Genomic DNA, 19,423 nt, shown 5'->3' on the forward strand with positions numbered 1-19,423 from the left:
CGGACAGGGTGAACGTCCCTGTCCCCGAATCAGTCAGCGTAGTCCCCAGGTGGGTACCGGGTCGTAGCCAGTTCAGCAGGACATGAGGGATCTCGATCTGGTCAGGTGCGCCCGGCACCTTCCATCCCTGCACCAGGTGTTGTGGTCGTCGCCGATCCAGATCCGCACCCGGCCCTGCGGGTGCTCGGCATCGAGATCTGTTGCGCCGGTGTCGAATTCGAACTCATGTGCACCGGGCGTGATCGGTGCGCCCGAATCGTCGAGTTCGCCCCGCAATTCCTGTACCTCGCCGCCGGCGTCCTGCCGATGCCCGTAACAACTCGCCAGGCCGGGGGCGAAGCCCAGCGCGGACCGGACCCCGTCCCGGCCGGCCCGGGACAGCTGTGTGAGCGCCACGCGATCGCCCTCGCTCACCGCACCGACAACCGTGCCGCCGGTATCCACGCCGCGGCCCCCGGCGCGCGCCGCCACATCCGAAACGCGAACGCGCCCACCTCGTCCGACACCGCCCCACCGATCCTCTCATCACATCCGGACACCGGAACGAATGTCCGGCGGCATATCGACGCACCTGCGGCGCGGCGAAAACCATTGCCGCAAGCTCGATCTCGGAAACCACCGCCGAAACTCGCGTGGTCCGCTATCCGGGTGCGGGACCGAGCATAGGCCCGGGCACCGACACATTCAGGCCGAGCGGCATCGGTCCCGGTCAGCGTCATGCCCGGAATCGGATCTGCGATGATGTGCACGCGGACGGTGATCCGTCCGGCCGCGCCGAATCCGGCTCCGCCTCCGCCGATCCGCGATGTCGAGAGAATCGAGCTGACATGACATGGTCGAGACCACTGCTCACCCTCGGAGATGAGCGCCGCCTGCTGGAGGGGATGCTCGATCGCAACCGAGCGCAACTGGTCGACACGCTGCGCGGGCTGTCCGAGCCGGACGCCCGTCGCCGGTTGGTCGCGTCGATGACCACGCCGATCGGGTTGGTCAAACACGCGGCCGTGGCCGAGCGGATCTGGTTCCAGCACATCCTGGCCGGGGTGCCCAAGGATGCCTGTGACGGCGGCACGACCTCGGGAGATGCGAGCTTTGTCGTTGGCGACGAGGAGACCGTCGACGACGTGATCGCGGAGTTCGAGCGGGTCAACGAACGCTCGCGCGCGATCGCCGGCGGCTTCGGCCTCGACGAGATCCGGACGCATCCGGGTCTCGGCGAGGTCAGCCTGCGGTTCATCTACCTGTTCCTGATCGAGGACCTCGCCCGGCACTGCGGCCACGGTGACATTCTGCGCGAGCAGATCGAGCACCCGCGCTAGCGGTCATTGGCGCGCCGAACGCGAAACTCGTTCAGAGCCTGGACAATTCGTCCACCAGATCGTCCAGTCCCAACGATCCCTGGGACAGGGCGGCCATATGCCAGGCTTTGAGGTCGAAGGCGTCACCGTGGCGCTCGCGGGCCCTGTCACGGCCCTGGAGCCAGGCGCGCTCGCCGAGTTTGTAGCCGATCGCCTGGCCCGGCATGGTCAGGTAGCGGGTCAGTTCGCTTTCCACGAAATCGGCCGGCCGGCTGCTGTGCGCGCCGAAGAACTCCTGGGCGAGTTCGGGAGTCCAGCGTTCGCCGGGATGGAACGGGGAATCCGCGGGGATCGGCAGTTCCAGGTGCATGCCGATGTCCACGATGACGCGCGCGGCGCGCATCATCTGCGCGTCGAGGTAGCCCAGGCGCTGTTCGGCGTCGGTGAGGTAGCCGAGTTCGTCCATGAGCCGCTCGGCGTACAGCGCCCAGCCCTCCAGGTTCGCGCTGACGCCCCCGACGGTGGCCTGGTAGCGGGAGAGGTTCTCCGCGACGTGGACCCACTGGCCGAGCTGGAGGTGATGTCCCGGTACGCCTTCGTGGTACCAGGTCGAGACGAGGTCGTAGACGGGGAACCGGTTCCGCCCCATGGTCGGCAGCCAGGTGCGGCCCGGACGGGAGAAGTCCTCCGAGGGCTGTGTGTAGTAGGGCGCCGCGGCGCTGCCTGCCGGCGCGATGCACGATTCGACCCGCCGCACCCGCTCGGCGAGGTCGAAATGGGTGCCGTCGAGGTCGTCGATGGCCTGATCCATCAAACCTTGCAGCCAGACCCGGACCTCGTCCACGCCCTCGATGTGCCGGCCGTGCTCGTCCAGGTATTCCAGTGCGACCCAAGGAGTTTCGGCACCGGGCAGAATCTTCTCGGCCGCACGCTCCATCTCGTCGAGCAGGCGGTGGAATTCGGACCAGCCGTACGCGTACGCCTCGTCCAGGTCCAGATCCGCGCCGTTGAAGTAGCGCGCCCAGCGTGCGTAGCGTTCGCGGCCGACCGTATTCGGCGCGCCTTCGATCGCCGGTTCGTACACATCGCGGACCCAGTCGCGCAATTCGACGACCGCGGCGGTCGCCGCGCGTGCTGCGGTGTTCAGCTGTTCGCGCAGCGATTCGGGCCCCGCGGCCGCGAAGTCCTCGAACCAACCGCGGCCCGTGCCGTCCACGTCCGCCCACTCGGTGAGCTGCCGGACGAACGTGGCGGTCGGGCGCGGCGCCGCGTACAGCTCGCGCTCCAGGCCGAGTTCGAGGGATTCGCGGTACCCGCCCAGGGCGGCGGGCACGGCGGTGAGCCGTTCGGCGATCGCCGCCCAGTCCGCGTCGGTCTCGGTCGGGGACACGGTGAACACCTCGCGCACCGAATGGGCGGGTGTGGCGATGTTGCCCACGTGCCGCAGGCCCTCCCCGGCCTCGTGGACGGCCAGTTCCGCGGTGAGCCGCTCCCGCAGCAGACGACCGCACCGGCGCTCGACGTCACTGTCCGCGCCGGGCTGTCGTTCGGCCTCGTCGAGCCGGGCGAGGGTCCGCCGCGCCAATGCGGCCAGTGCCTCCTGACCCGCGGGGGACAGATCGGGCAGTCTGCTCGAACTCTCCGGTACACCAAGGTAAGTGCCGGTCACCGGGTCGAGGGCGACGAGTTCGTCGACATAGGTATCGGCGACCTGCCGGGGCAGCGGATTCGTGGTGTGCGACATAGGGTCCATCCTGGTATGCCCGCGCCGCGCGTGTCACTCCGATTGTCCGGCGACCCGCCGGGCGTGAACGCGTCCGGGGTGACCGGAAGATACCGTGGAGACTCCCCGCGGCGCGGGAGGAAAGGAACGGCCGTCATGTCCGTGAAGACGACAGCGATCATCGGCGGGGGCATCATCGGTCTGGCCGTGGCGCGCGAGATCACCCGGCGATCCCCCGGCGTCCAGGTCACCGTTTTCGAGAAGGAGACGGCGGTGGGAGCGCACCAGACCGGGCACAACAGCGGTGTCGTGCACGCGGGTCTGTATTACGAGCCCGGAAGTCTCAAGGCCGTGCTGTGCCGTCGCGGGGTCGGATTGCTCGAGGAATTCGCGCGCCGGCACGACATCCGATACGACAGGTGCGGAAAGCTGGTCGTCGCACAGTCATCCGAGGAGCAGGTGCGGTTGCGCGGCATCCACGACCGCGCGGTGGCCAACGGCGTCCCGGGCATCCGGATGATCTCCGCGGCGGAAATTTCCGATATCGAACCGAACGCTCGCGGCGTGGCGGCCCTGCACTCGCCCGAGACCGCCATCGTGGACTATCCGGCGGTGACCCGGGCGCTGGCCGCCGAGATCGAAGCCGCCGGCGGCAACGTCCGGCTCGGTCACCGCGTGCGCCGGATACAGGAGCGCTCCGGCGAGGTAGTGGTGCACGGCGACGGTTCGGCCGAATCGTTCGATCTCGTGATCGCTTGTGCCGGACTGCAATCCGACCGATTGGCGGTGGCCTCGGGGGAGGCCGCCTATCCCCGGATCGTGCCGTTCTACGGTGACTACTTCGTACTCGACGCCGCGAAGGCGGATCTGGTGCGCGGGCTGATCTACCCGGTTCCCGACCCGAAGTACCCGTTCCTGGGCGTACACCTCACACGTACTGTGGACGGCACTGTCGTACTCGGCCCGAACGCGTTCCTGTCCCTCGGCCGCGAGGCCTATCGCCGGGGGCGGATATCGGTCGCGGATACGTTGAGCGCCATCGGGTTTCCGGGCTTCTGGCGGTTCGCGGCGAACAACGTCCCCGCCGCGATCCGGGAGACGCGCACCGCGTTCAGCACCCGCTCGTTCGTGGAGCAGGCGCGCGTCTACGTCCCCGCGATCACGACCGCGGACGTGCACCGCGGGCCGCGGGGGATCCGAGCCCAGGCGATGAACCGCGACGGCAGCCTGGAGGACGATTTCGCCATCAGCGGCACGGCCCGGACGGTGCATGTGCGCAACGCCCCCTCACCCGGCGCGACGTCCGCGCTCGCCATCGCCGAACACATCGTGCGCGAGGCCTTCGGCCGCCTCGACCTGCCTGCATCGCGATAGCGCGGCCGCCGGCCCGGTGACCCGGCCGAGCAGGTGGTGATCGCACGGGACACGTAGTAGCCACCGTGCCGCGGAAACCGTTGCGCGGCAAACCGTCCTGCGCAGACTCCTGGGAACGACGGGGCGCGGCGCAGTTCGCTCTTCGCGATCGCCTGGATGTGCACCTCGTCCGGGCCGTCGAACAGCCGCATCGCGCGATGCCAGGCGTGCATGGCGGCGAGCGGAGTCGTATCGGTGACTCCGGCGCCGATCGGCGGCACGACGTGATCGTCCGGTCCGCATCGCGCCGCCAGGTATTCGGCTTCGGCCGGCAATACGGGCTCGCGCGTGAACCGGGCCATCCGCTCGTGTAGCTCCGCCGCCCGCTCCGAGGGCGCGGGGAGTTCGCATCCGGCTATGAACATCTTCTGAACGAAACCGATCATTTAATCGGTACTGAACTATGGGCCGCTGCGACGGGGCGTCAGCGAGGAACCCGGACGATATCGCGGGCGAAGTCGGTGTACTGCCGGGCGACCGCGGCGGGAGCCAGCTCGCCCGTCGGCGACCACCACTGCGGCAGCGCGGTGCACAGCGTCACCACCGCGCGTGCGGCTTCGCGCGGCAGCGGCGTGCGCATCGCGCCCCGGCGGCAGCCCTCGACGATCTCGTCCTCGACCATCTGCTGCACGTCCCGCCGGGCCGCCGCGATTCGCGTGCGATGCGGCTCGTCCAGGCTGCGCATCTCGCTCGCGCCGATGAATCCCAGTTCGCGCCGGTGGGTGTGGAAGAGGGCGAGGCATTCGACCAGGCGCTCGAGCCGCTCGACCGGGCCGTCGCCCTCGGCGCGGGCCGCGCGGCAGCGCTCGCGCAGATCGTCCATCGTCAGATCGAGCAGTGCGACCAGCAGGTGCTGTTTGGTCGGCCAGTGGTGGTACATCCCGGCGACGGAAAGGTCCGCGCGGTTGGCGATCTCGCGGATCGTCGCGCCGTGGTAGCCGAGTTCGACGAAGGCGTTCAGCGCGCCGGCGATCGGCGCGGGCAGCTCCAGTGGCGGAAAATCCCGCCACCGGCTGTCGGCCTCGTTCGCCGGCGGCGTCCCGCGCAGCGCGGCGGGATCGGTGCCGAACAGGCGGGCCGCAGCGGCGAGCCGCTCCTCGGAGATCCGCGCGAGTCCGTTCTCGATCGCGCTCCAGGTGCCGACGCTCACGCCGATCTCGGGAGCGACGTCCCGGATGGTGAGTCCCTTGGCCTGCCGGGCCGCGCGCAGCCGCTGTCCGAGCAACCGGCGCTCCTCGTCGGCATTCGATTCGCGCTGCTGTCCTGCGGTCAATCCGAAACTCCTTTCGCGGTGGGACGAGCGTAGTCGCCGTTGACAGCGCCGGAACGGTCGGCTAGCTTTCAACCCTGTTCAATTTCACCGGACGATCGCTCGGTTTCAGGATGGTGTTCATGTCGGATCAGACTCCCCCTGGTATCTCGGTGCCGGAACTCGAAAGTTTCGTCCGCGCCGAGGTTCCCGGTCTGCTCAACGGCCCGCTGCGGGTGGAGCTGCTCTCCGGCGGGCGGTCCAATCTGACCTATCTGCTGACGGACGGCACCTCGCAGTGGGTGCTGCGCCGCCCGCCGCTGGGGCACGTCCTGGCCACGGCGCACGATATGGCTCGCGAATACCGGATGTTGTGCGCTCTGCACCCCACCGATGTCCCGGTCCCCGAACCGTTGATCATCGCGGGCCCGGAAATCATCGGCGCGCCCTTCTACATCATGGAATTCGCGCGCGGGGTGGTGCTGCGCGATCGCGAGCAACTGGACCGGATCAGCGCCGGATCGAACGATCTCGCCACCGATCTGGTCGACACGCTCGCCCGGCTGCACCGGCTCGACCCGCAGGCGGTGGGCCTCGGCGAGCTGGGCCGCCCGCAGGGATATCTCGAGCGGCAGTTGCGCCGGTGGGATGCTCAGGTCGCCGCATCGCGCAGCCGGGAACTGCCGGATCTGGTGGATCTGGGGGAGCGCCTGGCCGGCGCGCTGCCGTTCGGCCGCTCGTCCGCGATCGTGCACGGCGATTACCGGCTCGACAACGTCGTGGTGGATCCCGTCGACGCCCGCGTGGTGGGCGTACTCGATTGGGAGATGGCCACTCTCGGCGATCCGCTGACCGATCTGGCCTCGATGGTGGTGTGGTGGGACGGTTTTCGCGGATTGGACAGTCCGGTCGCCGCGGTGCCCGGTGACGTGCCCGGGTTCCCCGCCGCCGACACACTGGTCGAGCAGTATGCCGTCCGGACCGGCTGCGACCTGTCCGAATTCGGGTGGTACCTGGGCTTCGCCTTCTACAAGATCGCCGCGATCTTCGAGGGAATTCACTACCGCACCCAGCAGGGACTGACCGTGGGAGACGGTTTCGAACGTCTCGGCGCGATGGTCCCCGCGTTGATCGACCGCGGTCACACGGCGTTCGCCGAATACGTCGGGCCCAAGGCCACCAGGTGAACCGGTCTGGCATCGGAACGGTGCGATACCCTGCGGCCGTGCGAACCGCGGTGGAGCGGTTCGGCGGCGTAGACGTCTGCGTCGACAACGCCAGCTGGCGAAATATGGAAAGACGTTGCGGGCCATGGGATTCGGCGCGGAATATGCCGATGCCGGGATCGCGAGTACATGCCGGTGGCCGGAAACCGCCATCGCCACCGCCGCCGTGGTGAATCTGCTGGGCGGGGCCGATGCGGCCGCGTACGCCCGTACCCCGGAGATCATGGCGGACGCCGCGACGCTGGTCTTCTCCGACGCCTCCCGCTACGCGAACCGGTGCGTGCTGGACGTGGAGGTACTCGACGAAGCGGGCATCACCGACCTGAGCGGGTATGGCGGACAGGCGCCCCCGGAATACGACATCTTCGTGGATCCGCGCTGACGCCAACGTGATTCGCGCGGCGGCCGCTCACTCCGGATCTCCGCGCAACCGGTCGCGTTCGGCGGTCAGCTCCGCATTGCTGTGCCGCAGTTCGGAATTGGCGTCTTCGAGGTCGAGGATGCGCGCGATCGCGACGAGGTTGACCCCTTGTCCGGCCAGGCTGCTGATTCGCGCGAGCCGTTCCAGGTCGTCGTCGCTGTACCGGCGGGTGCCGCCCGAACTGCGGGCAGGGGTGAGCAGGCCGTGCTGCTCGTACAGGCGCAAGGTGTGCGCGCCGACCCCGGCCAGTTCGGCGGCGACCGAGATTCCGTACACCGCGCGTCCCGGTGCCGGTAGGTGGCCCGAGTTCCGCGCGGGCGGGACGCCGTGCATGGCGGGCCGATGGTTGTCGTTTCGATCCGGCGGCATCGGTCTCCTTTCCTCTCGCTTCGAGGTTACCTCATCGAGATACTTGCACTCTCCTCCTTATAGTGCTAAAAAAATCTCAGGCAGTCCGCTTAGATTTTCTGAGTACCTTCGATGGAGAATGGAGTGAGTTGGAGGTGGCTACCATGTTGATGCGCACCGATCCGTTCCGTGATCTGGATCGTTTGACGCAGCAGATGTTCGGCACACCCGCCCGTCCCGCGGCGATGCCGATGGATGCCTGGCGTGAGGGGGAGGAGTTCTTCGTCGAACTCGATCTGCCCGGCATCGATCCGGATTCGCTGGATCTGGATATCGAACGCAATGTGGTGACCGTGCGAGCCACGCGCCCGGAGCTGGATCAGAGGCGTTCGATGATCGCCGCAGAACGTACGCGCGGGGTGTTCAGCCGGCAGCTGTTCCTCGGCGAGAATCTCGACACCGACGCCATTCGCGCCGAGTACCGGGACGGTGTGCTGCGCCTGGTTATCCCGGTCGCGGAGAAGGCCAAGCCGCGCAAGATCGAGGTCGCCAGGCACGACCAGCGTCAGGCCATCGACGCCTGAGGCCGAGGATTTCGAAGGAATCTGTGATGGTGCGCGCGGGCCGGTGCGTCACCCGGCCCGCGTCGACTCCTTTCTCGTGGAGGAAACGCATGACTTCCCGCACGCCGCAAGCGCTTTCGATCTCCCGGGCCGATGCCCTCGGCGCCCCCGTGGTGCACTGGCCCGAACCCAGCGGCTTGGAGAACTGGTGGAATCAGGTCGTGCGAGGCGAGCGCCCGCTCGCTCGCGCGTCCGCCCCCGACCAGGAGGCCGCCCCGTGTCCGCGATGACTCTGGTCGCCGTGATCGTGGCGGCGGTGTCCACCGCGGCCGTCGCGGGCTGGGGATGCGTGGCCGCCACCTGCTGGTACGAATCGCGCCGGTACTTCCACGGCCCGCATCGGACGCTGCCGCCGGTCGGCTGGCGGTAGGGGGTTACGGTATCGCCTCGGAGGCCGGACGTCTGTCCTCGGTGGAGGCCGGACGTTCGGGTGCGAGCTGAACCCCCGCCAGGCCCGTCCAGCACAGGCTCGCGGTCGTGGCGACGGCATCGCGTTTGGGCAGGGGTTTGCCGGTGGCCATCCAGTCCCGCGCGCAGGATTGGGCGATGGCGACCAGTTCGGTCGTGATCAGCCAGCCCTGTTCGGCGCGCGGCATCTGGTACGGCTCCAGCGCCCGTGCGAGGGTATCGATGCACATGGTCGCGGCCTGGTGCGCCATGCGCTGGGCCGACGGTTCGTCGGCCACCGAGGCGCCTGCCAGCAGGGCGGCACTGCGCGGGTGCATATCGGCGAAATCGAATACCGCGCTCACCGCGGCCTCCACGACCGAGCGCATCCCCTCGGCGCGGTCGAGGGCAGCGGTCAGCATCTCGCCCAGTACCTGGACCGCCTCGTGCAGGACCGTCAGATACAGCTCGAGCTTGCTCGAAAACGACTTGTACAGAACGGGTTTGCTGATTCCGGACCGGCAGGCGATCTCGTCCATACTCGCCGCCCGATAGCCACAGGCCGCGAACAATCCCGCCGCCGCGGCCACGATCGCACGCCGCCGCTCCTGCCTGGCCTTCGCCAATCTGTGGTCCGCCATGCCTGCCTCCTGGCTTCGACCGTACCGGGCGCGGCTCCCGGACCCGCATCGAAGTCCACATCGGGCCCGCGCGTCGCTGTTTACCTGCGACGAAACGGGTAGTCGCCGCACATGGAACTGTTGATACTGCTCGCCATCCCCGTAGTGGTCGCGGTGGTGCTGCTGCGGCGCAGGAAGACCAAGTCCGGGCGGGAACACACCCCCGTCATGGGTAACGAAGGCAGTCGTAAAGCCGACATCTGAAAGGCTTCGTGATGTCGATGGATCCCGATCCCCGCCGCACTCCCGATCTGGAAGCCGGCGGCGGGGTGTCCCCCGGCGCGACACCGCCGGACACCGCGCAAACCTCCGGACTCTCGGCGCCCGAGCCGCGCACGCGGCACCATTTCCCGCCCACCGGTACCGCGACTATCGCCGCGGTAGCCGGGGTGGTCCTGGTTTTCGTCGTCGTCGCGGTCCTGCTGCTGATCTTCTTGATCTGACCAGGGCGTCCACGCGCGGGTGAGTCCGGCGCACACCCCTGCCTCCCTGTGGTTGTCCGAACGAGTTCGGTCGCCACGGTCGGCAGGTGCTGTCGCTCAGCGCGCCAGGGCCCCGACTCCGGTCGCCAGCGCGGCCGACGTGCCGGCGATGGTCCAGCCGACCGGGCCCAGCGGGCGGCAGCCGAAATACGTGCAGACGCCCGGGGTCATGACCACCGCGACCAGGACAGCGCCGCTGGCGGTCGTGGTCGCCCAGACCAGCGGGCTGCGGCGTCCGGCCAGCAGGGTCTGGCCGAGTTGGGCGCCGATCAACGACACCAGCCCGATGGTGGACGCGCGCTTGGCGGTGCCGGTGTAGCGGCCGACGGTCCACCCGACGGTCGCGCCGAGTGTGGTGGCACCGGCCCGGGCGGCGATGGCCCGCAGCAGATCGCCGCCCAGATCCGCGGGCGGCCGGTCGGCGAGTTCGGAGGCCAGGTCCTGCGCGCGGGCGGTGTCGTCGTCGGAGGCGGGAGTTTCGGACGCGCCCCGGGGCGAGAGCGCGACCGCCATCGCCGGGAACATATCGGTGAGCATGTTGACCAGCAGGAATTGCCGGGTGCCCAGGGGCGCTCGCCCGGACAGCGCGGTGCCGAGCACGGTGAACGCCACCTCACCGGCGTTACCCCCCACCAGTATGCCGACCGCGTCGCTGATCCGCTGCCACATGCCGCGCCCCTCGCTCACCGCCGCCAGCAGCGCCAGCGGATCCGGATCGGTGAGCACCAGATCCGCGGCGTTGCGCGCGGCGGTGGAACCGCGGGCGGCGATGCCGATGCCGATATCCGCGGTGCGGATGGCAGCGGCGTCGTTACCGCCGTCCCCGGCCATCCCCACGACGTGCCCGGCCCGCTGCAACGCGGCGACGATCTGCACCTTCTGGCGCGGCCCCACGCGGGCGAACACCGTACTGCGCTCGATCAGCGCGGCCCGCGCGTTCTCGTCGAGATGATCGAGATCGCTTCCGGTGGTGACGGTTTCGGCGTCGATGCCGAGCTGGCGCGCGATCGCGGCAGCGGTCACCGGATGGTCTCCGGTGATGATCCGCACGTCGATGTCGTTCTCGTGCAGTGCGTCCACCACCGGACGGGACTGTGGGCGCGGTGTGTCGGCAAGGCCCAGGAAGCCGACGAGGGTCAATTCCTCGACCGCGTCCTCGACGTCGTCGGGCCTGCCGCGCAGGTTCCGCCGCGCCACCACTAGCACCCGGAGCCCTTGTGCGGCAAGCTGTTCCACCACCCGGTCCGCGTGTTCGCGGTCGTCGTCGGTCAGCGGGACGTCGGTGGGCTCCGCCTGCCCGGACGTGCGGCGCAGCCGGGTGCAGCGGGACAGCACCACCTCCGGTGCGCCCTTCACCGCCAGCCGCATCCGGTGCGCGGAGTGGCCGAGGGTGGCGGCGTAGCCGCGATCGGACTCGAACGGAATCTCCTCCAGCGCCGACCAGCTGTCCTGTTCCGGGCCGTGCTCCCGCGCCGCGTCCAGTACCGCTCGATCGGTGGCGTGCACCACCGGGCCGTCCGGATCCGGGCAGGCCCGGGCCGCTTCGCGCAGCAGATAGCCGGCGCGGGGGTCGTCGGCATCGGGCGACCACTGTCCGGCGAGGTCGGCCACCGCGGTGAGTTCCAGGCGGCCGTGGGTCAGGGTGCCGGTCTTGTCGAAGCAGATCGTGTCCACCCGGCCCAGTGCCTCGACGGTGCGGCTCGCGCGCACCAGCACGCCGCGCCGGGTGAGGCGGCGGGCGGCGGCCAGCTGGGCGACCGTCGCCACGAGCGGAAGTCCTTCGGGCACAGCGGCCGTCGCGACCGCGACGCCCCCGGCGATCGCCTCGCGCAGGCGGCGTCCGCGCAGCCAGGACAACGCGGTGACGGCGGTTCCGCCCGCCACGGTGAGGGGGAGCGCGCGCTCGGTCAGATGCCGGAGTTGCGCCTGCACCCCGCTGAGCGCGGGCGGGACCGCGGCGGTCGCGGCCCGCTGGGCCTCGGTATCGGTGCCGGTGGCGACGATGACCGCCAGGGCGTACCCGTTCACCACGGTGCTGCCCTCGAACACCATGCCGGACCGTTCGGCCAGGTCGGAACCCGGTGTCGCGGCCGGATACTTGTCCACGGTGACCGACTCGCCGGTCAGGGCGGACTCGTCCATCTCGAGGTCCTCCACGTGCACCAGCCGCGCGTCCACGGGGACGACGTCACCGGCGCTCAGCGCGATCACCTCACCCACCCGCAGGCAGTCCGCCGGAACGGTCTGCACTTCCGGATCGTCCGCCGGGCGGTCCAGCGCTGATCGCGGAACCCGATGCCCGACAACGGTTTCCGATTGCAGTAGGCGTCGCAGCGAGGACTCCGCACGCTGTCGCTGTAGTGCTGAGGCGGTGGCGTTGGCGGCGAGCACCGAGCCGACGAGAACGGCGTCGGCGGGGGAGCCGAGTATGGCCGACGCGGCGGCGCCGACGCCGAGGATCGGAGTGAGCGGATCGGCCAGCTCCTGGCGCAGTGTGCCGCCGAAGCGCATCAGCGGTCCCAGCGCCGCCAGGACTCGCCCGCCGCCGGCGTCGGCGGTCGGTTCCGCCGGTGGGCCCGGATCGGGCAGCAGTTCCAGTACGTCCTGGAAATCCATTGCGTGCCAAGGCAACAGCGGGGCGGTCGTGACGTCCGGCGCGTCGTGGCCGAGCTGCCACGCGGACAGCGCGCCCGACAGCAGGCCGCTGAACTGCGCGGCGGTCACCGGCCATCGGCTGTTGCGCCGCGGCGCGGTGGCCAGCAGCAGCGCGCCGAGCGCGGCGGCGGACAACGCCAGCACCCGGCCGCGTTCGCTGGCGTGCCGCGCCGGGGCCACCATGGTCGCCAACTGGTGGACCTGGGCCAGATCTCGGCACAGCAGGTCCGCGCTCCAGGGCACATGCCGGATGCCGCCGATATCGGCGCCGATCAGCCCTATCCCGACGTCCGCGTCGGCCAGTGCCCGGTGCGCGCGGCTCGAGGCCATCGCCACCACATGTCCGGCACGCTGGAGGCGCTGCACCGTTTCGTGTGTCCGCTCCCCGTTGGCGACGAATTCGTCTGCGAGAGAACGGGCATGGTCGTCGTGCTCGTCGCCGATCAGCACGATCCGCAGTCCGGCGCGCCGCGCCGCGTCGAGCAGGCCGGGAGTTCTCGGATCGAGTTCGCGGCCGACCAGCACCTGCCCGACGTCGCGGTCGTCCACCCGCAGCCGCCGCCAGTCCGGTCCGTGTGTCCGGTCCGGCTCGATCGGCCGCAGTTCCCGCCCCGAGGAGTCGGTCTCCGTCGCGGCCCCGGTCGACACGATGTGCTGCCCCACGCGCCACACCCGGTCGAGCGGCCAGTCGTCGTCCTCGGACCGGGCGTCGAGCACGATCTCACGATCTCCGGCCAGCATGTCGGCATCCACGACGAGCGTGTCGAGGCGGTCGAGCCGTCGCCACGCCACCGGATCCACGGTGACCACGCCCGCGACCGACATCCGCAGCGAGGCGACCGCGGCGAAGCATTCCCGGCTCGTCCGCGCGGCCTTGGGCGCGCCGAGGGCCAGCGCGCCGGCGATATCGCCGATGCCACGCCCGGCCACCGTGGTGATCATGCCCGCGAGCGCTCCGGTCGACGACTCGTCGGCGCTGCGCTCGACCGGGCCACCGGGGAGGTCCTCGGGGCGCGAATCCGAGGGCAGGGGTTCGGTGATCTGCTCCGGGGTCAGCCCCGCCACCCAGCGCCGCCAGCCCAGATGGCGGGCGCCCGCCTCGGCGAGCAACAGGCTGCGCAGCGCCGCGTCGACCAGCAGGCTGCCGGGATCCTCGCCGGAGATCTGCCCCACCGCCCCGGCGGCGCTGAGCAGCAGATCCGTGCGGGCCCGGCCGATTCCCGACTCCAGCAGTGTGCGCACTCGCGGTTGGGTATCCACCACAGCGGCTGCGGCGGAAAGGAATTCGAACGGGCCGCGGCGTCGCGGGAATACCGTGCCCATGGTCGCGAGGGCGAATCCGGTCAGGTCGGCGGCCAGGGAGATCGCCGAGGAGATGGCGGGCTCGAGATCGGCCGGATGCGCCGCGGTGGGGTCCCACTCGAGTTCGTCGACGCCGGCGGTGTGTTCGGCGTCCTCGACGGCCGCGACCGCGTCCTCGGGGTCGGCGTCCGCTTCCAGGTCGACCACCACATGTCCGGTCGCCGCGTTGACGTGCCAATCGCGGATGTCCGCGGACCGGCGCAGCCGCTTGCCCAACACCTCGGCCACCTGCGCGCCGCCGGTTCCGGCGAGTCCGCGAACCTCGATCAGTACGTGCGCCCCCATCTCGGCGATGCGGCGATCGCGATGCAGTTGCGGATCGGCCAGAGTGCCGAGTTCGCGGCGCAGCTGGGTGAGCGGGATCGCGGGTACCCGCCGCTGTACCTCCCGGACGCTCTCGCGCGCGACCCGCACCGGCGAGGTCACGGTCCCGGTCGCCAAGGACAGTCCGGAAGAGACTGTGCGAGTGGCTGTTCCGAGAAATGCGCGGATCACTTGTACACCTCCGTGAGCAGTGGCTTGCGCCGACCGACTACCCGGTGTGCCGATGTTCAACCGCTCGAAGGCGGGAATGGCGGCGGTCCGGAGGCGACGGCCGGGTGCGGCGGCGTCCGGAGACGTCCGAGGCGGCCGCAGCCGGAGAACGCCGAGGCCATGGGCCGGACGTGGGCGAACGCTGTTTGCGTGGGCTCCGCGGTGGTACTGCGGCTGTGCGGAAACTACGGCGAAACGACCATCGACACTCGAGAAAGGTTGGCAATCATGGCTTTTCAAGACATCATCGCGCAGCTGCGACAGGACATCACCACCGCCGAGGACGCGGGCGACGAGCCGACCGTCGCGCGGCTGCGCCAAGAGCTCGACAAGGCGTTGCAGCACGGTGAGGAGACCGGAGAGCGCTAGGCTCCCCGGTCCCGTATCGCCGAGCGCGGCCGGTGGGTTCCTCGGTCTATTCGCTGCCGCCGATACCCGAGGCGAATTCGTGTGACCGCAGCCGCCACCGGCATCCACCGGAGCGGGGCGGTGGTCCCGCCGCTGCCCGCGGCGAATCCGGCCAGCACCTCCCGCAGCGCGTCGGTCGCGTCATAGCGCGGCTGCCTGCCCAATTCCACCCGAGCCCGCGAGGTATCGAGCATCGGCAGGTGGATCATGGCGTCGAACAGGTCACAGGATCGGGCGGCCGCCGGTGACGGCCACCCGGGCTCCGGAGATGTAGCTGCCGTCGTCGCTGGCCAGCAGCACGTAGGTGGGGGCGAGTTCGGCGGGCTGCCCGGCCCGGCCCAGCGGGGTGTCGTCGCCGAAGTTCGCGACCTTCTCCGGCGGCATCGTCGAGGGGATCAGCGGTGTCCAGATCGGGCCCGGTGCGACGCTGTTGACCCGAATTCCCTTGGGGCCCAGCAGCTGTGCCAGACTCGCGGACAGGTTCGCGATGGCCGCCTTGCTCGCCGCGTACGGCGCCAGGGTCGGGGAGGGCATATCGGAATTGACCGAGGAACTGCCGATGATCGCGGAACCTCGCGGCATGTGCGGGAGCGCAGCCTTCACCAGCGCGAAGTAGGCGCCCACATTGGTCCGGAACGTGTAGTCGAACTCCTCGTCGCTGATCTCCTCCAGCGTCTCGTGTGTCATCTGGTAGGCGGCGTTGCTGACCAGGACGTCGATCCGGCCGAATTCCTCCACGGCGGTATCGATCACCTTCCGGCAGTGCTGCGGATCGGACAGGTCCCCGGCCACGGCCGCCACCCGGACCCGCTCGGCGCGCAGCAGGTCGATGACCTCCTGCGCGTCGTCGTGCTCGTCGAGGTACGAGATCAGCACATCGGCGCCTTCGCGGGCGAAGGCGATCGCCACCGCCCGCCCGATACCGCTGTCCGCGCCGGTGACCACGGCGGCTTTACCGGTCATCTTCCGGTTGCCGCGGTAGCTGTCCTCGCCGCAGTCCGGTTTCGGATCCATCCGCGACTGGACGCCGGGGACGCGCTGTCGCTGTTCGGGAAATCCCATCTTCTGTGCGCTCCTGTCTGCCGCCGCGAGTAACGGCTGTCTACCGCTGCTCGTCCGAATCGCGTTGTTGTGCAGCCGTTCTCGCCTCGGCCGTGGTTTCGGGGCGGATATCGGTCTCCGGGTCGTCGTCGGCGGGCGGTTCGGGATCACGCCATTCCTCGGCGCGACTGGACCGGTTCCCGCGCAGCGTGCCCTGCAATTCGTGCTCGAGCTGTTCGTCCATCCGTGGACCGTGTTTGCTGTTTCCCCTGTCCATGGCATGCTCCTTCGACGCGAAGCCAACGGGCGGCCGGGCCGCCCGGATGTCGTCGTACAGCGCCCGGCTACCCGCGCGACGTCGTGGCATGCATCGCGACGCCGCGGGTTCACCGTCGATCGCCTCGACGTTTGCCCAGGATGTCGCGGGGTAGTGCGCCGACGAGCAGATGAGCGTCGCTTCCGAAGCAGAGGAGGTTCGCGATGGGGAGCACCGGCCCCGACGTCCCGGTCGGCCGGATCACCGACGAACTCGGTGCCGACCGCGACGGTGGAATGGGTCCGGTAGCGGAGAATGCGCCGCATCCCGCCCTGCGCGTGCTGGTCGCCGGCTGGGCCAGCTTCCTGGACGGCGAGGCGACGGGCGGGGACGTGCTGAGCATGCGCCGGGTGTGCGGCGTACTCGACTCCGCGAACATCCCGCACGACTCGGTGTGGAGTCCCGGATTCCTGCCCGACGCAATGCATTTGGCCGATGCCGATCCCGGCGCCTATTCGCATCTGCTGTTCGTCTGCGGTCCGGCGCACGGCGAGCAGGTGCGGCGCCTGCACGAGCGCTATGCGCGGTGCCGGCGGGTCGCGGTCGGCGTCTCGGTACTCGACCCGCTGGACGAGGCGGTCACCGGATTCCATCGCATCATCGCGCGCGACGACCGATCCACCGCCCGGCCGGACCTCGCGGTCGCGGCCGCGACGACCGACGTTCCCGTCGTGGGCGTCGTGCTCGCGCCGGACCAGGCCGAATACGGCGCGGCGCGACGGCATCGACGGGTGCACGACGTGCTGACCAGCTGGCTGGCCGGACTGGACTGCGCGCGGATGGCGATCGATACGCGGCTGGCCACCGCGGACTGGCGGCACTGCGCGACCCCCGATCAGCTCGCCTCGATGTTCGGGCGGTTGGACGCGGTGGTCACCACTCGCCTGCACGGCTTGGTCTTCGGCCTGCGAGCGGGTGTTCCGGTGCTGGCGGTGGACCCGGTCGCGGGCGGGGGCAAGGTGACCGCGCAGGCGCGGGCGCTGGGCTGGCCGGCGCTGGTCGACGGCAGTGACCGGCTCGACCGCGGCTCGTTGGACCGCTGGTGGCAGTGGTGTCTGTCCGAACAGGGGCGTGACCGCGCGGTGCGGCGGGAATTCACCGCCTCGGACACCTTGGCCGGCGCACTGCTGGACGAACTGCTCAACAGCCCGTCCGCCGGTGCCGACGCGATCCGGTCAGCCGACGTATCGTCTTGCCGCAGAACGTGATTGCGGTTCCTCGAGCAGCAGCAGACCGGCCTCCACCTGCTCGGGCACCACGCGGCGATGCCGCAGCACCCAGGGGATCGAGGCGGCCGCCTCGGCGACCGCGCGGACCGTGGCGGCGTCCTTCGGCGCCCCGGCCAGCACGACGCGGGTGCGCCGCAGCGCGCTGCGCACCGGGCGGCGCAGCCACAGCGTCCACAGCGTATTGCGGATGCCGAGTTCCCGGCGTCGCGTGGCCTGCCGGCTGACCGAGGGCTCGTGGTGGATCACCATGTCCTCCAGCCACATCATCCACCAGCCCGCCGCGGCCAGATCCAGGGCCAGGAGTTCCTCCTCGCCGCCGAACCACATCCGTTCGCAGAATCCGCCGACCTCGCGGAACGCCGAGACGCGGAATATCGAGAGCGCGGCCATCACACCCAGCAGCGCGGGCCCGGGCATCCAATCCGGCGCCCGCACCGGCGATTCGCGCAGTTCGGGTGTGAGCGGGTCCTCCTCTAGCCCGGGAGCGACGAGACATCGCCCGGTCACCGAGCCCAGGGCCGGGTACCGGTCCAGCACGGACACGCCGAGGGTCATCGCGCCCGGCTGCCATCGGGTGTCGTCGTCGCAGAACGCGACATACGGGGTGGTCACCAGTTCGACCGCGCGGTTGCGGGCCACCGCGCCCAGGTTGTCGGCGAACGGCAACAACGTCACCTGCGGGAACTTCCAGCGAACCAGGTCCGGCGTCCCGTCGGTGGAACCATTGTCCGCCACGATGATCGGCCCGCAGTCGGTGAGCCCGGTCATGTGCCGCAGGGTGCGCTCCAGCTCGTCACGCCGGTTGTGCGTGATGACGACCGTGCTCACCGCCGATGTCGTCGTCATGGTTCGCGTCCTCGCTCTCGGAGCAGTGTGATCTGCGATTCGACCCGTCGCGGCAACGGTTTGCGAGCACCGAGGGCGCGGGGCAGGCGCGCGGTGACACCGAGTGCCACCGGAAGGGCGGTAGGTCGGCGCAGCACCCGTCCGCCGAGTCGGGCGAGCTGCCCGAGACATTCGCGGGCGGGACGGCGCATCAGTGCGGTGAGCACCGCATTGCGCTGCTCGAGCTGCAGGCGTGCGCGGGCGGGCAGCCGGTGGGCGGAGGGCATGTGCCGGCTCACCACGTGCGGCGAATAGCACAGCAGCCATCCCTCGGTGGCCAGATCGTAGGCCAGCAGCGTCTCCTCGCCCGCGAAGTGCAGGATCGGGGAGAAGCCGCCCACGGCGAGGAATGCCGCGCGCCGCACCACGCACGCGCCGGCCAGGAAGCCGAGGATCGAGGGTCCGGGCGCGCCCGGGACGGTGCCCAGCGGGCTCGCGCTCATCGAACGGTTCACCGGATCGTCGCGTTCCTCGTCGCCGACGAGAGTGCGCGCGGCGAGCAGACCCACCCCGGGGTGGGTGTCGAACAATCGTTCCGCGATTGCGAGGGCGCCCGGCGCCCACCACGCGTCGTCGTCGCAGAACGCGACGAACGGGGTCCTCGCGCGGTGTGCGCCGTGGTTGCGCGCCACCGCGCCGGCGTTGTGCGGAAGTTCGAGCAGCTCCAGCGCTCGAATCCGCCCCCGGAATCCGGACACGGCGCGCACGGTGTGATCCTCGGACGCGTTGTCCACCACGATCATCGGCGGCTGCGGATCGGACTCGGCGAGCCGGTCCAGGGTGACGCTCAGCTCCTCGGCCCGGTTGCGGGTCGCGATCACCACCGTCGTCCTGCTGTTCGCCGGCGTGCCGGGCGTGTCCGTGGACAGCTCAGAACACCGCCTTGCTCACCGCGTCGGGTCCGCTGAACGAATTCGGCGACAGGTGCTCCAGCTTGTCGATGACCTCGCTGTCGGCTCCGTTGTCCCGGGCCGCCGAGACCAGGCCGTCGCGGTCGCACGGGTACTGCACGCCGTGCAGGTACTTCTGCAGCGAGATCGGGTTCAGCTCACTCATGGCAACTCCTTCTCGGTGTGTTCGGCACGTTCGTCACCTGATCGACAAGCGAGTCCTGATCGCTTGTCGCCCAGGCCATACCCGTGC

Annotated in this window: 23 protein-coding genes and 1 pseudogene; 11 read left to right on the forward strand and 13 right to left on the reverse strand. The window is 70.0% G+C overall.

All coding sequences use genetic code 11. The features are described 5' to 3' along the window. Positions 1-72 precede the first annotated feature (72 nt). Complete coding sequence (locus AC5WS7_RS18975; protein ID WP_495955817.1) at positions 73-471, reverse strand: hypothetical protein; 399 nt, start codon at positions 469-471, stop codon at positions 73-75. A gap of 356 nt (positions 472-827) precedes the next feature. On the opposite strand from AC5WS7_RS18975, the gene AC5WS7_RS18980 reads away from it, so the two are divergent. Beyond that, positions 828-1,319 (forward strand): DinB family protein, encoded by a 492-nt coding sequence (locus AC5WS7_RS18980; protein ID WP_495955818.1) that lies wholly within the window; start codon positions 828-830, stop codon positions 1,317-1,319. A 31-nt stretch (positions 1,320-1,350) separates the two neighbouring features. Here the strand turns inward: AC5WS7_RS18980 and AC5WS7_RS18985 are convergent, their stop codons facing one another. Then, the gene (locus AC5WS7_RS18985) at positions 1,351-3,042 is read right to left on the reverse strand and encodes a DUF885 domain-containing protein (RefSeq protein ID WP_495955819.1); all 1,692 of its coding nucleotides are present in this window, start codon (positions 3,040-3,042) and stop codon (positions 1,351-1,353) included. Positions 3,043-3,177: 135 nt separating this feature from the next. Here AC5WS7_RS18985 and lhgO point away from each other — a divergent pair, with 135 nt between their 5' ends. Beyond that, complete coding sequence (gene lhgO, locus AC5WS7_RS18990) at positions 3,178-4,395, forward strand: L-2-hydroxyglutarate oxidase (RefSeq protein WP_495955820.1); 1,218 nt, start codon at positions 3,178-3,180, stop codon at positions 4,393-4,395. A gap of 125 nt (positions 4,396-4,520) precedes the next feature. Here lhgO and AC5WS7_RS18995 read toward each other — a convergent pair. Both AC5WS7_RS18995 and AC5WS7_RS19000 read right to left on the reverse strand, forming a co-directional pair. Further along, positions 4,521-4,643 (reverse strand): annotated as a pseudogene (locus AC5WS7_RS18995) (acyl-CoA dehydrogenase family protein); the annotation flags it as partial. Positions 4,644-4,858: 215 nt separating this feature from the next. Then, the gene (locus AC5WS7_RS19000; RefSeq protein ID WP_495955821.1) at positions 4,859-5,707 is read right to left on the reverse strand and encodes a TetR-type transcription factor C-terminal domain-containing protein; all 849 of its coding nucleotides are present in this window, start codon (positions 5,705-5,707) and stop codon (positions 4,859-4,861) included. Positions 5,708-5,826: 119 nt separating this feature from the next. Between AC5WS7_RS19000 and AC5WS7_RS19005 the strand changes: the two genes are divergently transcribed. Beyond that, entirely contained in the window at positions 5,827-6,870 is a 1,044-nt protein-coding gene (locus AC5WS7_RS19005; protein WP_495955822.1) for a phosphotransferase family protein, read from the forward strand. Positions 6,871-6,994: 124 nt separating this feature from the next. Next, entirely contained in the window at positions 6,995-7,291 is a 297-nt protein-coding gene (locus tag AC5WS7_RS19010) for a hypothetical protein (RefSeq protein ID WP_495955823.1), read from the forward strand. A 27-nt stretch (positions 7,292-7,318) separates the two neighbouring features. Here AC5WS7_RS19010 and AC5WS7_RS19015 read toward each other — a convergent pair whose 3' ends face one another. Then, complete coding sequence (locus tag AC5WS7_RS19015) at positions 7,319-7,663, reverse strand: MerR family transcriptional regulator (RefSeq protein WP_495955957.1); 345 nt, start codon at positions 7,661-7,663, stop codon at positions 7,319-7,321. Positions 7,664-7,842: 179 nt separating this feature from the next. Between AC5WS7_RS19015 and AC5WS7_RS19020 the strand changes: the two genes are divergently transcribed. The 3 genes from AC5WS7_RS19020 (at position 7,843) to AC5WS7_RS19030 (ending at position 8,671) form a co-directional block, all read left to right on the forward strand. Beyond that, on the forward strand, positions 7,843-8,262 hold the full coding sequence (locus tag AC5WS7_RS19020) for an Hsp20/alpha crystallin family protein (protein ID WP_495955958.1): 420 nt from the start codon (positions 7,843-7,845) through the stop codon (positions 8,260-8,262). A gap of 89 nt (positions 8,263-8,351) precedes the next feature. Then, positions 8,352-8,531 (forward strand): hypothetical protein, encoded by a 180-nt coding sequence (locus AC5WS7_RS19025; RefSeq protein WP_495955824.1) that lies wholly within the window; start codon positions 8,352-8,354, stop codon positions 8,529-8,531. Further along, the gene (locus AC5WS7_RS19030; RefSeq protein ID WP_495955825.1) at positions 8,519-8,671 is read left to right on the forward strand and encodes a hypothetical protein; all 153 of its coding nucleotides are present in this window, start codon (positions 8,519-8,521) and stop codon (positions 8,669-8,671) included. The genes AC5WS7_RS19025 and AC5WS7_RS19030 overlap by 13 nt, the downstream gene beginning before the upstream one ends. 4 nt (positions 8,672-8,675) lie before the next feature. Here AC5WS7_RS19030 and AC5WS7_RS19035 read toward each other — a convergent pair whose 3' ends face one another. Further along, positions 8,676-9,329 carry a TetR/AcrR family transcriptional regulator gene (locus AC5WS7_RS19035; protein ID WP_495955826.1) on the reverse strand — a complete coding sequence of 218 codons (654 nt, stop codon included), beginning with the start codon at positions 9,327-9,329 and terminating at the stop codon, positions 8,676-8,678. A gap of 111 nt (positions 9,330-9,440) precedes the next feature. Between AC5WS7_RS19035 and AC5WS7_RS19040 the strand changes: the two genes are divergently transcribed. Both AC5WS7_RS19040 and AC5WS7_RS19045 read left to right on the forward strand, forming a co-directional pair. Continuing rightward, positions 9,441-9,572, forward strand: a complete 132-nt coding sequence (locus AC5WS7_RS19040; RefSeq protein ID WP_495955827.1) for a hypothetical protein — start codon at positions 9,441-9,443, stop codon at positions 9,570-9,572. An 11-nt stretch (positions 9,573-9,583) separates the two neighbouring features. Next, complete coding sequence (locus AC5WS7_RS19045) at positions 9,584-9,811, forward strand: DUF6480 family protein (RefSeq protein WP_495955828.1); 228 nt, start codon at positions 9,584-9,586, stop codon at positions 9,809-9,811. A 96-nt stretch (positions 9,812-9,907) separates the two neighbouring features. Here AC5WS7_RS19045 and AC5WS7_RS19050 read toward each other — a convergent pair whose 3' ends face one another. Next, a complete protein-coding gene (locus AC5WS7_RS19050; RefSeq protein WP_495955829.1) occupies positions 9,908-14,308 on the reverse strand; it encodes a cation-translocating P-type ATPase in 4,401 nt (1,466 codons plus the stop codon). Between the two features lie 321 nt (positions 14,309-14,629). Between AC5WS7_RS19050 and AC5WS7_RS19055 the strand changes: the two genes are divergently transcribed. After that, positions 14,630-14,770 (forward strand): hypothetical protein, encoded by a 141-nt coding sequence (locus tag AC5WS7_RS19055; RefSeq protein WP_495955830.1) that lies wholly within the window; start codon positions 14,630-14,632, stop codon positions 14,768-14,770. Here AC5WS7_RS19055 and AC5WS7_RS19060 read toward each other — a convergent pair. From AC5WS7_RS19060 to AC5WS7_RS19070, 3 genes are read right to left on the reverse strand one after another with little or no spacing between them, the layout of a single operon-like run. Beyond that, on the reverse strand, positions 14,767-15,018 hold the full coding sequence (locus tag AC5WS7_RS19060) for a hypothetical protein (protein ID WP_495955831.1): 252 nt from the start codon (positions 15,016-15,018) through the stop codon (positions 14,767-14,769). The genes AC5WS7_RS19055 and AC5WS7_RS19060 overlap by 4 nt on opposite strands. Before the next feature lie 13 nt (positions 15,019-15,031). Further along, entirely contained in the window at positions 15,032-15,871 is an 840-nt protein-coding gene (locus AC5WS7_RS19065; protein ID WP_495955832.1) for an SDR family oxidoreductase, read from the reverse strand. Between the two features lie 40 nt (positions 15,872-15,911). Further along, positions 15,912-16,127: a hypothetical protein gene (locus AC5WS7_RS19070; RefSeq protein WP_495955833.1), complete on the reverse strand. Its 216-nt coding sequence runs from the start codon at positions 16,125-16,127 to the stop codon at positions 15,912-15,914. A 203-nt stretch (positions 16,128-16,330) separates the two neighbouring features. Between AC5WS7_RS19070 and AC5WS7_RS19075 the strand changes: the two genes are divergently transcribed. Then, entirely contained in the window at positions 16,331-17,374 is a 1,044-nt protein-coding gene (locus AC5WS7_RS19075; protein ID WP_495955834.1) for a polysaccharide pyruvyl transferase family protein, read from the forward strand. On the opposite strand, the gene AC5WS7_RS19080 is transcribed toward AC5WS7_RS19075, so the two are convergent. The 3 genes from AC5WS7_RS19080 to AC5WS7_RS19090 are packed head-to-tail and all read right to left on the reverse strand — an operon-like array spanning position 17,342 to position 19,336. Next, complete coding sequence (locus AC5WS7_RS19080) at positions 17,342-18,241, reverse strand: glycosyltransferase family 2 protein (RefSeq protein WP_495955835.1); 900 nt, start codon at positions 18,239-18,241, stop codon at positions 17,342-17,344. The genes AC5WS7_RS19075 and AC5WS7_RS19080 overlap by 33 nt on opposite strands. Next, positions 18,238-19,104, reverse strand: a complete 867-nt coding sequence (locus tag AC5WS7_RS19085; protein ID WP_495955836.1) for a glycosyltransferase family 2 protein — start codon at positions 19,102-19,104, stop codon at positions 18,238-18,240. The genes AC5WS7_RS19080 and AC5WS7_RS19085 overlap by 4 nt, the downstream gene beginning before the upstream one ends. A 46-nt stretch (positions 19,105-19,150) precedes the next feature. Next, on the reverse strand, positions 19,151-19,336 hold the full coding sequence (locus AC5WS7_RS19090) for a DUF2795 domain-containing protein (protein ID WP_495955837.1): 186 nt from the start codon (positions 19,334-19,336) through the stop codon (positions 19,151-19,153). Positions 19,337-19,423: the final 87 nt, after the last annotated feature.

The organism is Nocardia sp. PLKS1-43, assembly GCF_059510335.1.